Origin of the sequence: Corynebacterium sp. MSK041 (genome assembly GCF_030232265.1) — a bacterium.
Lineage (GTDB): Bacteria > Actinomycetota > Actinomycetes > Mycobacteriales > Mycobacteriaceae > Corynebacterium.
Window position 1 is genome coordinate 129,464 of sequence record NZ_JASPJK010000001.1, and the last position, 14,432, is coordinate 143,895.

Below are 14,432 nucleotides of genomic sequence, written 5' to 3' on the forward strand. Positions count from 1 at the left end.
CCCACAACCAACGATTTTTGAAAGGCTTGGTCCAAAATGGCTTTTGAGATTGAGATGTTCGAACCTATCGAGTTCGACATTCCGGCAGGTAAAGACAAGAAGGTAACGGTTTCCGTGCCACCGTTCGACTGCTTCGACCCGAAGGACGTTGAAGCGATGAACAAGAAGTTGCGTGAGTACGAGCAGCCGGAGGTTGCCGACACCGTTGAGGATGTCAACAATCCGCTGCAGAACGGGGCTGCCTTGGTGCGTTTTCTGTTGAAGTTCTTCAACCCTGGTAAGGAGAAGCACACTGCGATTGACAAGCTGGTGCCACGCCAGCTCAACGAGATCGACAAGGTGTGGACGGAGAATTCGAACCTGCCTGACGTTGATGGTGCGCCGCTTGCCACGTTGGAGGCAGTGGGGGAATCCGAGCCGTCCACGAGCGAGTCTTCGCAGACCGAGAAGTAGCTGACGCTATACGCATGGACCTGCTTGAGCGGGGACGTCTGCTTAGTGAGTTGGGTAGGTCCATGCGGTGGACGGACTTAATTGCGTTTCTCCGATACGCGCCACCAACGTCGAATTATCGGCGGGTGATTGATCCGGATGGTGCGCGCCGGGAGGAGTACCAGATTGCGTTGATGGAGCCGACTAGCCGGATTCTTGGTGAGCTTTTTGACCAGGTGCAGTGGCTTCGGCAAGGCGTCCCGGATGAGCACGGGATCATCTTCCGGCTTCTGGCGCGGGCTTATGACGTGGATCCGGATGAGCTGGCGCGTGAGATCGGACGGGGTCGTGAGGGGGATGTGGGGGAGGTAGCTCCGCAGCAGAAGAAGCGAAAGACCGCTGCGGAGATTAGGGCGCAGATCAAAGCGGCGTCGCAGAAAAAATAGAAGAAAGGGTGTTGTTCTATGGCAGAGCTCGGCGTCGGGTATATCAGCGTGATTCCGGAGACGAGCAAGATTGCGCCGGAGATCTCGAAGGCATTGAACGGCACCCAGTCCGTTGCGGATAAGCAGGGCCAGGGCATCGGCTCAAAGCTTGCTTCCGGCATGGGCAAGACCCTCAAGGTGGGTGCGGCGTCTGCAGGTATCGCTACCGGTGGTGCGATTGCTGCTTCGCTGACTAAGGGCATGGGCCGGTTGACGGCGATTGAGTCTGCTGAGGCGAAGCTGCGCGGTCTGGGTAACTCTGCGGGTGATGTGTCCCGCATCATGGAGAACGCCAACGCTGCTGTCACTGGCACCGCTTATGGTTTGGATGCTGCAGCGACCACTGCCGCGATGGCTGTGGCGTCTGGTATTAAGCCGGGCAAGGAGCTTGAGCAGGTACTCAAGACCACGGCTGACACTGCCGCCATTGCTGGTGCGTCCATGGATGAGATGGGCGCGATCTTCGGGTCTGTTGCTGCGCGTGGCAAGCTGCAGGGCGATGACCTGATGCAGCTGCAGTCCCGTGGCATCCCGGTGTTGGAGATGCTGTCGAAGCAGGTTGGTAAAACCACCGAAGATGTGTCCAAGATGGTGTCTTCTGGCACGGTTGATTTCGCGCTGTTTGAGCGTGCGCTCCGGGACGGGGTCGGCGGGTCGGCGCTTGAGGCCGGCAACACTTTCAAGGGTGCGCTTGAGAATATGGGCGCGGCTGCTGGCCGTGTTGGTGCTACCGCACTCACCCCGTTCTTCGGGCTTATGCGTACCGGGTTTGACGGGGCGAAAACTGGGCTTGATGGGCTGAATAAGGCTTTGAAGCCGTTGGCGCAGGACCTCACTGGCTATATCGACTCCAAGGTTGTCCCTGCGATGAAGAGCTTCGGTTCTTCTATTGGGGATGCCCTGTCTTCTCCGCAGGTTAAGAACGCTGCCGCGCTGGTGAAGGTCGTTTTCAACGATATTCTTAATGCTGCGCGTGCACTGGCCCCGGTGATTGCAAATGTGGGCTCTACTTTGGGTAAGGCTGCGTCGCAACTTGGTGGCGCGGTATGGAACACGTTCGCTTCCGCACTGTCTGCCGCGGCGTCTGCTGCGTCCGCGCTCGCTGGCCCGTTGGAGGCTGTGACAGGCGCGTTGAGCGAGCACTCTGGCCTTGTGACGGCTGCTGTTGTCGCGTGGGGCGGGTTCAAGATTGTGCCCGGCATCGTCGACAAAATCACATCATCGTTGACAGGGGTTGGTGGCACCGCTAAGGGGCTGCATGAGGTGGGGCGTGGCGTGGGTGATATGCAGAAGTATCTGCAGGCCACGGGTAAGGAATCGTCGCGGTTTACGTCGGCGATGATGGTGATGGGGTCGAGCTCTAATTCTGTGTTGCAGAAGATGGGGCAGGCTGCTGTCAATGCGTCGCAGCCGTATATGCAGCTTGCTGTCTCGCAGCGTGAGCTGGGTACTGCTTCTGGTACTGCGTCTGCTGCTGTGAAGCAGATGGCTGGTGTGGTGGCTGGTACTGGTGCTGCTGCTTTCACGGGGATGAAGTCTGCTGTGGGTGGGGTGGTGGACGCTCTTGGTGGGCCGTGGGGTGTGGCGATGCTGGCGGCGTCTGCCGGTATTGCTGTGGTGAGTGATGCGAATAATCGTGCGAAGTCTGCGTCTGAGCAGTATTCCAAGGCGATGGCTGGGGCTGCGGAGGCGAACCGTGATTTGTCTTCTGCGGTGGCTGGTACGACTGGTGCGCTGAATGACCAGGCGCAGGAGATGGCTACGAAGGTAGCGGAGTCGTCGCTGGCTGGGTTGTCGGCGTTCCAGACTCAGGTGGATGGCTTCATGTATAAGGTTCCGCCACCTGATATGAGTGGCTTTACGCAGCGGGTCCAGGAAGCTGGCGATGAGGCTTTCCGCAATATGTCGGACGATCGCAAGTACGATGCAATGGTCCAGAAAGTTGCTAAGGCTAGTAAGGATATGTCTAAGTATCTTGAAGATACTGGGCGGTCCATGCAAGACCTCGGCGCAATCGTCGCTGCTGGCGGGCCAGAATTTGACGCGCTTGTCGAGCACATGCGTGGGCTCGGTGATGGCGGTCAGGTCGTTGCTGAGGAGCTGATGCGCTCCCGCAATGAGCTTGAAGCGACCATTGAGGCGGCGCAGCGGGTTGACCCCGCTATGGCTGCCGCTGCCGAGGGGATCGACACTCTTGCTGATTCGGCTTCCTCTGGTGACGATAAGCTCAAGGCTTTGCATCAGACTTTGCAGGCGATGGGGCTCGCGCCGAAGGATGCCGAGCAGGCAATGATGGACGCTGCAGCAGCGGTCGACGAGATCGTAGAAGCTGCAGCGAGCGCCAACCGCCCGGTCGAGCAGCTGGGGGAAGCGCTGTTCGGCATGGATGGGAAGCTGAACCCGGCTAATGCGTCTGCGCGTGACCTGGCATCCACCCTGAACAGCATGCGGGACGATCTTGCGAATGTTGCTGTTAATGGTGGCGATGTTCAGGCAGCGTTTGACGGTATGGCTCCGGCTGTGTCCGCACTGGCGCAGGAGTTTGGTCTCACCGAGGGACAGGTGCGCCAGCTCATGGAAGCCTATGGTGTGCTGCCTGATGAGATCTCCACGCTGGTGAACCTTGAGGGGGCGACCGAAGCGACACAGGATGTTGCGGAGGTGTGGGCTGCCCTTGAGAAGATGAAGAATGAGGGCTCCACCCAGGTTGAGATTGGGGCTGTCGGTGACGGGGCGAAAGCTGTCCTTGATGAGCTGAAGATTCAGTGGGATGAGACTGTCGGTCCTGACGGGCAGAAAAACATTGTCATCACCGCGACTGATGACGCCGCAGTTGAGTCTGTGCAGCGTGTCACCCAGATGATGACGGAACTCGGGGATAAGGAAGTTGATCCGAAGGTTCTGCTTGATACGACGCAGGTGCAGGTCAACGCTGACCAAGCGAAGAGCATTATTGATGCTCTTGCCATTGAGAATCCTTCTCCGACTGCACGGCTGATCATTGATGATTTGCAGAATAATCAGCAGGTTGCGCTTGGTGATTTGCATTTTCTTGCGGAGCAGTCTGCTACGCCGAAAGCGACGCTGGATAAGGTTCTGCTTGATAACGGGGTGCGTGATTCGCGTTCGCAGCTGGATGATCTCGGTAAGAAGACTGCGAAGCCGAAGATCGACGCAGATAATTCTGGGGCGCGCCGTGGCATTCAGGCGGTTAGGGACTGGCTTAATAATATCCCCTTGGTGCGGACTATCCGCTTGGTCACGAGCCGTGAAAATAATGCTGCTGATGGTCTAATTAGCTACGGTGCGCAGCGGTTTATGGCCGCTGGTGGTGTGGGCAAGCTGTCTCAGCAGGATGCCCAGATCGCCGCCGGTGGGCGGTGGATCACGTGGGCTGAGGACGAGACACAGGGGGAGTCGTTTATTCCGCATGCTCCGGCGAAGCGGAAGCGCTCAACCCAGATTTTGGCGGAAACAGCCAGTATTTTCGGCCTTGGGCTGGTGGATCGTGGCGGAAATGAAATCCGACGTGATGGAACGTCTGTAGCTCCGAAGTCGCATACTTTCATGGCTGATGGTGGTGTGACGCCTGGCCAGCTGCTGCGTTACTTCCAGGGTGAGCGTGTCAACGGGCAGCAGGCACGCCGGTCGCTGCAGGGCGCACCGTATACGTTCGGTGGCTATAACTGGGGTGACTGCTCCTCCACGCAGGGGCAGGGTGCCCTGTTCGCTGTTGGCCGCCAGGCCGACAATGGGCGTTTCATGTCAACGGCTAATGAGGCTTCGCAGCTGGCTTCGATCGGGTTTAAGACTGGTCTGGGGTCTGGTGCTCGGTATGCGATCGGTTGGCTTAACGGCGGCCCTGGCGGCGGTCACACTTCCGGCACTATCCATTTCGCTGATGGCAAGTCCGTGAACGTTGAGATGGGTGGTGGTGCGGGTGGTCAGGGCAAGATTGGTGGTGCTGCTGCGGGTGCTGCTCACTCGCAGTACACGCATCGGGCGTATCTGCCTCTATCTGGTGCTCTAAGTGCCGAGATGCGGGACGAGCTCGGCTCTGACGTGAAGTCAACCAGTGTCGATGGTGTCACCTTAAAGTCCGGCACGACGGTGTCGTGGGGTAAGGCCCAGGAACTGTTTGATCAGGCGAAGAAGTACCTGTCCGGCGGCTCCCTGTGGCCTAATGCTGCCCGCCTCTTTGATAGTGGTGGCGTGTGGAAGTCCGGCCAGATCGGCGTGAACCTGTCTGGTGCGGACGAGTATGTGTTCACGAACGCCGCGATGAAGGACTTTCGTGGCGCTACGGGCGAGATTCGTAGTGCTGCTACTGACCTGCGTGCTGCTGTGAGTGGTGCCGCTGCCGATGGTGTGGGCCAGGCGCAGCGCGCCGTCCTCAATCTCGGACGTGGCTTCGGCGGGGACTTCCTTGGAGCTGCTGAGATTGTGCAGGACGCGGAGAAGGGGCTGTACGAGACCCGTAAGAACATTTCGACGCAGGCCGAGAACATTGGGGCTGCTGAGAAGGAACTTACGGAAGCTCGTGGGGCTCTGGCTGATGCGGAGAAGAACGCCGGTGTCGGCTCCGAGGAGCATAAGAATGCTCTTGAGCGTGTCGACAAGGCCGAGGAGAAGGTACGTCAGGCGCGTGAATCTCACGTTGACGCGCTGATCAACCTTGAGGCTGCGGAGCGCACAGTTGTTGCTGCGCGCTTCCAAGCAGCGTCTGATCTGGCCGTCGCTGTCGGCGATGGTATCGGGCATGCCTTCCAGGCGATCTCTGGCCTGTTCGAGGAATTTGCCCGTCTGGCTGATGTTGTCGATGACATGCGGCAGTCTGTGTCGAAGCTGCAGATGCAGCAGCAGACTGATGTGCTGAATCGGATCAAGGCGCTGTCTGATCTGCAGGTAAAGACGCTTGATCTTGATCGTGTGCGTGCTCGTGGCGTGATCAGCGTGGCTCAGGCGGAGTATGAGCTTGAGCAGGCGCGTCAGAAGGCGACTCTGATCGGCTTGACGTCGATTGAGGCGATGGAAGGTGCGATGGACCGGTTCTACCGGACCGGTATCTTCTCGCTGGAGAGTATGACCTCGGAGCAGGTGGAGAACAGCAAGGAGGTCCAGGAGGCGCTGTGGAATGTGCAGATTGCGCATAAGCAGAACGCCTTGGACATGCTCAACGCTGCCCGTGAGCAGGAGATCGCACAGTACAGGGTGGCGGAAGCCACGTTGGCGCAGGTCAAATCTGCTCGCCTGTTGGAGATCCAGACAGAGCACCTGACGAAGATGACTGCTGAGCTTAACGGCATGACTCGTGGCCAGGCCACCGGTGCGGCTAAGGGCTTCGGTGGTATCGGCAAGGTCTCCAGTGGTGTCGGCAAGATGATTGGTGGTGGCCTTGCGGCTGCTGCCGCTTTTGCCACGATGGGCCCACTGGGTCTGCTCTTGGCAGCACCGCTGATTGCTAGTGGTATCGCTGATACAGCTAAGGGCAGTATCGACATCCGCAATAACAAGAAGGAAATCGACCAGGCTTGGAAGAGCATGGACCACGGTCAGCGCGCCGGGATCGTGCTCGGTGCTGGCCTGGGTGCTGCTGGCGGCATCGTCGGTGGTGCTGTTGGTGGTGCTGAGGGTGCGACTGCTGGCGCGAAGGTCAGTGAGCATCTCGTTGACGCGACGATTGGTGCGTACCAATACGACATTGCGTCGAAGATTGAGGTGGCGAAGCGTCGCGCTGATGACGACGTGGAGCGCCTTGAGCGTGAGATGCGTCTGCGTGAGCACAAGCTGAACATGGAGTCACTGGACGCAGAGATTCGTCATATTCGGGATAAGGACCGGGCTGAGGCTGATCTTGAGTGGGCGAAGATGATGCGTGAGTCTGTCATCGCTCCGACGGAGAAGCTGGCGGACGCTTTCAAGGAAGCTGCCGCTGTTGAGGCGGAGCGTGCGAGCAGGAACCACTTCGAGCAGATGGGGTCACTGTCGCAGCAGAACGCGTCACTGTCGCAGATCGCGGTGACTAGTGGCCAGCAGATGGACGTCACCAAGCAGATGTTGCAGGTGCTGTCGCAGATGTTGGTGGCGCAGCAGGGGGCGAAGTCTGGTGTGTCTGGTGTCGGCTATTTGGCGCGAGTCTAAGAAAGGATTGAGCAATGCCTGATAGGTATGCGGTGAAAATGCTGGACTGGCGTGGCCACGAGTGGGACTTCACTGGTGATTGGGCTGCCGGGATTATTTCCGGCGGTATTGATGGGCTGGTGGGGTCTTTTGTGGATACGGCGGCGCAGCCGTTGGGTTTTCCGGGGCAGGTTGTGCTGTCGCAGCATGCGGAGCCGATGGCTGGGTCTTTGACGTTCCATTGCCGTGAGGACGGTCGCCGGCAGGCTGCGCAGGTGCAGGCTGATTTGCGTGCCGCGTTCTCTGGTGTGGCGGGCCGACGGAATGAGCTGGTTGTGTCGTCTCCGGTGGGGGATGCGCACGCTTTTGTGCGTCTTAATGGTGTGGTGCCGCCGCCTGTGGAGGATCCTTCGTGGGGGGAAGTTGTGCTGAATATGCAGGTTCCTGTCATTTGTGATGAGGGGGTGTGGTGGGTGCCTGCTCCGGCTGTCGAGGGGGATGTGGTGGTGTCGAATTTTGGTGATGTGCCTGTGTGGGTGCGGATCCGGTGGTCTGGTGGTGGGGGGCGTGTGGTGTTGCCGTCCGGGGCGTCGTTCACGCTGCCACCAGCGGGGGAGGAGCGTGTGCTGTATTTGTCTCGTCAGGAGTCACTGGTGGTGCGCAAACCGGATGGTGGGATTGATTTCGATTTGTGGGCTGCGGTGCGGGTGAATATGAGGGGGGTGTCGCCTGAGCGTGTGCCTGTTGATTCGGAACGTCGGTTCAGGCTGCCTGCTGGTGCGCAGCTTGAGTATGAGGTTGGGGTGATGGATCCGTGGCAGTGATTGATTGGGCATCGCATAAGGCGAGCCGTGAGGCTGTTGCTGCGGAGGAGGAGATGTGGGTGGGGCTTGCCGATGAGCACGGTGTGCCGTTCGATTTGGTGTTTCCTCCGCTGTTGTCGATGGTGGCTCCGGAGACGCGGAATTCTCCGGTGTCGTTGCGGATCACTGCGGTGGTGAAGTCTCCTTCGGGGGAGGTGCATCCGTTGGTGGATGAGCTTTTTGCGGAGGGGTTCTCTGCGGTGGGTGTGGATCGTGAGGGCCGGTTGAATGTTGTGCTGGATTCGACGCGGTATGTGTATGTGCTGCGTGACCGGCTGCGCGCTTACCGTGTGACGCATTGTGTGCTGTCTGGTGGTTTTGAAGCTCCGGAACAGATTGAGATCCATGGTGCGGACATGCTGTCGGAGTTGAATCGGCATGTGGCGTGGACTGCTCCTGCTACGGAGTTGGGGCGGTTTACGACGTTTACTCGTGATTGGGCTGGGCCGGAGAATGTGGGGGTTCTGTTTAAGGAACCGCGTGACCTGCAGGACATTAAATTAGTCACGGTCGCTGATGGTGTGACGTTATCCGGGCCTGCTGAGTCCACGCTGCGTGAGATGATCAAGGTTTCTTTGGAGACGGGGTGGGCGCGTACTGGTGTGCGGTCGGTGGTGGATGATCCGCCGATTGTGGTCGCGCCGGGTGGGTCGGGGGTGGAGTCTCCGGAGATTTTGATTCGTGCGACTGATGACAAGCTTTTGGATACGGTGGCGCCGGTGGCTGCTGCTGCTGGTGTGCGGATTAGTGCTGTGATGTGGCTTCCTGGTGATGACCCGGTGGAGGGGCTGGCGTTGGGGGAGTCGCCGAAGATTGTGGTTCGTGTGGAGCAGACTGCGGAGGTGTCGTAGATGGCTGTCCTTGATGATGTGGTTTTGGTCGCTGATGGGGGGGATGTGACTGTCGGGCGCCAGACGGCAACGTTTGTGTATGGCGAGTTCAATGTGGTGTTGCCTCATGGGCGGGAGAAGGTGGAGACGGATGATCGTCTGCAGGATGGGTATGTGTACCGGCCGAAGGGGGGTATTAAGGGGCCGTTTGATGTGGGTTTTGTGCGCGCTGATGCCACGGTGGATTTGGAGGCGGACACATCTGATCTTGAGGTGGTGGTAGACGCTGCCCAGAAGCAGGCCGAGGGGGACGTGTTCTTTGAGAGGGACATCACGACGGCTGGCCTTGGCCAGTTTGTGTTGGATCGTGATTTCCGTGTGGGGGATGTGGTCACGGTTGAGCTGTGGGGAAAGCGGCTTCGGTTGCCGGTGACGGCGGGGGATTATGTGGCGTCGGTGTCGGAGGGGCCGGCGGCTGCTCGTGTGCATGTTGGTGGGCAGTTGATTTCTGATGCGGAGGCTGTGGCTCGTCAGAATGATGATTTGCGTCGGCAGATTGCGCGGGAGAAGGCGGAGCGTGTGCGGCAGGTGTCGTCGGAGTCGTCGGCCAGGCGTACCGCTGTGGATGCGGAGCGTTCGGCGCGTGCTACGGAGATTGCCACGGAGCGGTCGGAACGTGCTGAAGCAATTGGCGCGGAGCGTCGGGCTCGTGTTAGTGGTGATAAGAGTCTGTCTGATCGTATTGATGCGTTGCCTACGTCTGAGTTGCTGAATGCGGAGATCACTGGGCTTAATGAGCGGATTGGTGGGTTGAATTCTGATTTGACGTTGTTGCGTCAGACGGAGATTAATGAGTTGCAGCGGGTGATTAATGATAAGCAGACGGGTATTAACGCGCTGAATGATCGGTTCCAGCGGGAGCAGAAGAAGACAAACAAGCTGAATGATGACTTCCGGGCGGAGCAGGAGCGGATTAATAAGTTTCAGGGGGAGCTGTCGAAGACGAATAAGGCGGCTTCTGATGCGAATGCGGAGGCGCTTCATGCGCAGGATTTAGTGGTGCGTGGTATGCCCCGTATGCTGCATGTGGATAATGGTAAGCCGAGTATTTGGGATTCGTCTGAGGGATCTGTGAATAATGCGTCCGCGTTCGGGGAGTTGTTTTTTTCGAGGAATATTGATGGTGGGCGCGCCAATTTCAGGGCCAGTGGGGGGTGGACTGGTGTGGTGTGGCTGATGGGTGTAACTGTGAATGGCAGTACAGACATCAAGGTGGAGACGATTACGAGTTCGAATCGTTTTTTACAATTGATTCCTAATGGTCTTGGTAATCGGTATAAGGCTTCGACTGCGTGGATTTTCCCTGATGTAGCCGTGTAGCCCCCTAGCCCCTTTTTCCTTTTAACCCCTCTGGCGGGGTTATTTTTTATGCCTATTTTTGGAGGTCAATTGTGACTGTTGTTTCTGGTTCTTTGTCGCTTGTGACGTCGCATCCGGCGGCGGTGTCGCAGGTGTGGGTGCGTGCCCGCGATACCCGCACTAATGGTGGCGATGTGGTGGTGGCGGACAATGCGCACATCGAGGTCAAGAATGGCGCGGTGCGTATGGAGCTTTTGCCGGGACCTGCGGTGATGGTGCTCACGCATCATGGGCGCACCACACGCACAATCCCACTCATGGTGACAGGCGACACCCAAACCCTCGCTAATGCTGTGGAGCTTGGCCAGGCCACGGATGGTAAGAACACAGCCGAGTTGCAGGGTCTTTTGGATCGTATTGCTGCGGAGGTGGCGGGGGCTACTGATGGGAGTGTGGGGGAGGCTAAGCGGGCCGAGGAGAGCGCGAAGAAATCGGCTGTAGATGCTGGGCGGTCTGCCGGTGAAGCGAAAGCATCGGCGGAGTCGGTGGCGGGCGCTGTGGATGCTGTGTCCGAGCATGCCGGGTCTGCGAAGGCGAGTGCGTCTGCTGCGAAAACGTCTGAGGATAACGCGAAGAAGTCCGCAGACGCTGCCAAGGCGAGTGCACAGGATGCAGCCAAGTCAGCTGGGGCCGCGAAAACGTCGGAGGAGAACGCGCAGTCCCACGCCTCGGACGCTGCGAAACACGAAGTCGCCGCCAAAGGACACGCGGATGATGCTGCTGCGTCTGCCACTCGTGCGGGGGAGATCGCGGAGTCTACCTCGTGGGATGGTGACCGGCTGACCGTCAACGGGAAAACGTCACCTTCCCTGCGTGGCCCGAAGGGTGACCCCGGTGCGGACGGCACGATGACGTTTGATGATTTGACTCCGGCGCAGCGTGCGAAGCTGACCCCGGAGGTTAAGGATGGGGTGTGGTGGGTCGGTGGTGTGTCTACCGGAGTGAAGGCGCAGGGGGAACCTGGCCCTGCTGGCACCGTGCCCGGATTCACCATCAGTGATAATGGGGCCATCAATATCGGGCACACGCCAGGGCAGAATGGTGACGATTCTGTCGCTATTGGTGAAGGGGCACGGGCTGAGCAGTACGGCGTGTCTGTGGGGTATGCGGCTTCCGGTTCCGGCGAGAATTCTGTGTCCGTGGGGTACGGGGTAATCAATGATGGTGATGAGTCTGTGGCGGTGGGGCCGGAGTCTGAGGTCACTAGTGAGCATGGCACGGCCATTGGCCGTAAATCCGCTGTGTCTGGTGGGTCTGCTGTGGCTGTGGGCGACGAAGCAGACGCCGAGGGGGAGTATTCTGTGGCGATTGGTCGTGCGTCGCATGTGACCGGTGCTGGTAGTGCTGCTATTGGGCCTATGCATACTGTGCATGCTGATGGGGAGACTCATGTGGGGCTGAATAGTGCGGCGGCAGCTTCGCTTTCGGTGCGTGATCCGAAAGTTGTTTTACATGGTAGGGCGGAGTCCACGGAGCCCGCGTCGCGCCCGGAGCACCTGATCAATAAAGGGTACGTGGATGCGGTGAAGGCGGATGTTGAGACGAAAGCAACGGTGAAAATGGTGTCGGCCCCACCAAGCGTTTTTGAGCCGAATGTGCTGTACGTCATCCCGGAGAACGGAGGGGGCGCGTAATGAGTCTGCATTTCGGCGGGAGTAAAACCAGGGAGATGTACTACGGGGGCCGGAAAATTAGGGAAGCGTGGTATCAGGGTAGACGTGTGTACCAGTCTAATGCGCTACCGGTGGAGGTCCCACCTCGGGGGAGTGACTGGTACGAATTGCGGACGTGGTTCCGGAGGAAGCTAGAAGAGTACGGGGAAAACTACTGGACGGTGGCCACATTGCCGTTCAAGTTGGACACCAGTCAGGTCACCAACATGGAAAGCATGTTCTATGGGTGTTCGTCGTTGACGTCGGTGCCGGAGATGGACACCTCCCAGGTCACCAACATGGAAAGCATGTTCTATGGGTGTTCGTCGCTCACGCAGGTGCCGGAGATGGACACCAGTCAGGTCACCAACATGAGAGCCATGTTCGACGGGTGTTCGTCACTAACGGACGGAAATGTCAAGCTCATTCGCAAAGACGGCACGAAGCCGTCGTCCAGAACCTATATGATCGCCGGATCTGGTCTCACCCGTGAGCCTTTCTTCATGCCTGACGGTACCCCTATCGACTAACCGCCCCCTTTTTTCAAGCACCCTGCTTTTGGGTGCTTTCACTATTTTTTGGAGGAAAAATGCAGCAGCTACAAGCACAGATCATGGCCCTACCAGCCGACGAGTGGCAGGAGCTTTTGGGCTGGATGGTATCCACAGAAAAACACCGGCGTAACGCACTGCCAGCGGTGGAGCGTGGCCAAGCAGACCTCGTGGCGGAGCTACAGGAAGCCGGAAAACTGGACAAGCCGGACGCGGTGGACGCAGCCCAGGCCACGGAGAAGCCGGACAGTATCCCGGCGTGGGTGAACCCGCTCACGGACCATGCCCGCATGTATCACGCGGGTGCGGTGGTCACCCACAACAACAAGGTGTGGGAGTCCACCCACCCCGGACTGAATCACTGGGAACCCCGGCGCGCACGGCGTAGACAGTCGTATCTGGTTGGACATTACGTACCGTGTCCACCCACCCGCAGAACCCGACGAGCCCACCGCCGGTGGGGTGATCCCGTTCGGGCCGGGATTACCCGTTAAAACCGGGGACATCGTGGAATACAACGGCACCCAATACAAAGTGCTGTCCGACCACACTACGCAAGAGTACTGGCCACCAAATGAGGCCCACAGCCTCTTCCAAAAACTCTAACCCCGAACCCCCCTTGACCGCGCTAGGTGAGGGGGTTCACTCATACCTAGGTAAGGAGGAAAAAGTATGGTCACAATGCCAGTTCCCAAGGGTTTTTTCGTCACGTCGCCATTCGGGCCGCGTGCCGGGGGCTACCACTGGGGCACAGATTTTGGGCGCGGTGGTGGCTCCGGTGGTCACCCTATCTACGCCGTCAAGGACGGCACCGTCACCCGCTCCGGCCCCGCATCCGGCTTCGGTAGGTGGATCACCATTGATCACCCCGCCAGCAACGGTGGTGGTGAGACCGTCTACGGCCACATCATTCCCGAGGTCAGTGTGGGGCAGCGCGTCGCGGAGGGGCAGCGTATTGGGCGTATTGACCCCAACCGCGCCACCAACGGTGGCGTCGCCCCACACCTGCATATGGAGTGGCACCGCTTTTCGTGGTCACGTCCTGGTCCGAACCGGCTTGACCCGATGGTCATGCTGCGGGGCGCGAAATGGGTAGGAGACGCTACCCCGGCCACGCAGGCAGCGTCTACCCCCGCAGTGAAGCCCGCAGGGGACACAATTTTCGGTATCGACATTTCAGGGTGGCAGAAAAACTTCCCCCTGGCCAAAGCGAAAGCGGACGGGATGCAATTCGTCATCATCCGCCTATGCGACGGCACCTACCAAGACCCGCTTTTCAAATCGCACCTCGCAGACGCGGAGCGCAACGGCTTACTCGTAAGTACCTACTGGTACCTCCGCGCCCCCTCGGAGGGGTCCACCATCTCCCAGCAGGTTGACGTGATCGACCGGCAAATGGGCGGACGCCGCGACCTCGGCGTGTGGATCGACGTGGAATCCGTGGGCAGCACAGGCCGGAAGTTGCTCACCAAGGATGACGTGTGGGCAGCGAAGCGGGAGCTAGAGCGCCGTGGCTACCACGTGCCCGGCATCTACTCCGGCGCGTGGTACTGGGAGAAAATGCCCGGCGGTGAGCCGTCCATGGATGGGCTGGGCTACCTGTGGGTATCCAACTACGGCCGCAACCGTAAGGGCCGGGCGCAGGATACCTACAAGGCAGACGGCGGGGACCAGCACCGAGGCTGGTCCTACCCACTGGGGGACCGCAGGCCCGACATTTTGCAATTCGGATCGGAGGGCATTGTCGGTGGACATCACCCCATCGACGTCAATGCTTTCAAGGGCAGCCTCGCTGACCTGGAAGCTATTTTCACTGGAAAACAATCACAGAAAGGTGCGCTCATGGCACTCACAAGCGACCAGCAGGACCAGCTATTCAGCATGGTCCGCGACATCCACCACGAAATGACGCACAAATTCCAGACCCGCGTACGCAACCGCGACGGGGAGCTGGAGCCGTACCGCGACACACTCGTGGGATACGTCCTCGAGACGGACCGAAAAGTCGAGGACATGCATAAAAACATGTTGCCCGCCGTCTGGAAAAAGATCACTAACGCATTCAGCAAGGAGAAGTAAA

Annotated in this window: 11 protein-coding genes; all 11 read left to right on the forward strand. The window is 59.0% G+C overall.

Annotated features, from left to right (window positions below):
- The first annotated feature begins 36 nt into the window (after nucleotides 1–36).
- The 11 genes from QP968_RS00745 (at nucleotide 37) to QP968_RS00790 (ending at nucleotide 14,431) form a co-directional block, all read left to right on the forward strand.
- The gene (locus tag QP968_RS00745; protein WP_284854427.1) at nucleotides 37–453 is read left to right on the forward strand and encodes a hypothetical protein; all 417 of its coding nucleotides are present in this window, start codon (nucleotides 37–39) and stop codon (nucleotides 451–453) included.
- Nucleotides 454–467: 14 nt separating this feature from the next.
- The gene (locus QP968_RS00750) at nucleotides 468–878 is read left to right on the forward strand and encodes a hypothetical protein (protein WP_284854428.1); all 411 of its coding nucleotides are present in this window, start codon (nucleotides 468–470) and stop codon (nucleotides 876–878) included.
- An 18-nt stretch (nucleotides 879–896) separates the two neighbouring features.
- Nucleotides 897–7,058 (forward strand): tape measure protein, encoded by a 6,162-nt coding sequence (locus QP968_RS00755; RefSeq protein ID WP_284854429.1) that lies wholly within the window; start codon nucleotides 897–899, stop codon nucleotides 7,056–7,058.
- A gap of 14 nt (nucleotides 7,059–7,072) precedes the next feature.
- Nucleotides 7,073–7,861, forward strand: a complete 789-nt coding sequence (locus tag QP968_RS00760) for a hypothetical protein (protein ID WP_284854430.1) — start codon at nucleotides 7,073–7,075, stop codon at nucleotides 7,859–7,861.
- Nucleotides 7,852–8,751, forward strand: coding sequence for a hypothetical protein (locus QP968_RS00765; protein WP_284854431.1), 900 nt, complete (start codon nucleotides 7,852–7,854; stop codon nucleotides 8,749–8,751). Before QP968_RS00760 ends, QP968_RS00765 begins: the two co-directional genes overlap by 10 nt.
- Nucleotides 8,752–10,110 carry a hypothetical protein gene (locus QP968_RS00770; protein WP_284854432.1) on the forward strand — a complete coding sequence of 453 codons (1,359 nt, stop codon included), beginning with the start codon at nucleotides 8,752–8,754 and terminating at the stop codon, nucleotides 10,108–10,110.
- 71 nt (nucleotides 10,111–10,181) lie between these two features.
- Complete coding sequence (locus tag QP968_RS00775) at nucleotides 10,182–11,783, forward strand: hypothetical protein (protein ID WP_284854433.1); 1,602 nt, start codon at nucleotides 10,182–10,184, stop codon at nucleotides 11,781–11,783.
- 86 nt (nucleotides 11,784–11,869) lie between these two features.
- A complete protein-coding gene (locus QP968_RS00780; protein WP_284854434.1) occupies nucleotides 11,870–12,331 on the forward strand; it encodes a BspA family leucine-rich repeat surface protein in 462 nt (153 codons plus the stop codon).
- A 59-nt stretch (nucleotides 12,332–12,390) separates the two neighbouring features.
- Nucleotides 12,391–12,846 (forward strand): hypothetical protein, encoded by a 456-nt coding sequence (locus QP968_RS00785; RefSeq protein WP_284854435.1) that lies wholly within the window; start codon nucleotides 12,391–12,393, stop codon nucleotides 12,844–12,846.
- A complete protein-coding gene (locus QP968_RS11270; protein WP_350309325.1) occupies nucleotides 12,815–12,958 on the forward strand; it encodes a carbohydrate-binding protein in 144 nt (47 codons plus the stop codon). Before QP968_RS00785 ends, QP968_RS11270 begins: the two co-directional genes overlap by 32 nt.
- Before the next feature lie 66 nt (nucleotides 12,959–13,024).
- Entirely contained in the window at nucleotides 13,025–14,431 is a 1,407-nt protein-coding gene (locus tag QP968_RS00790) for a GH25 family lysozyme (RefSeq protein WP_284854436.1), read from the forward strand.
- Nucleotide 14,432: the final 1 nt, after the last annotated feature.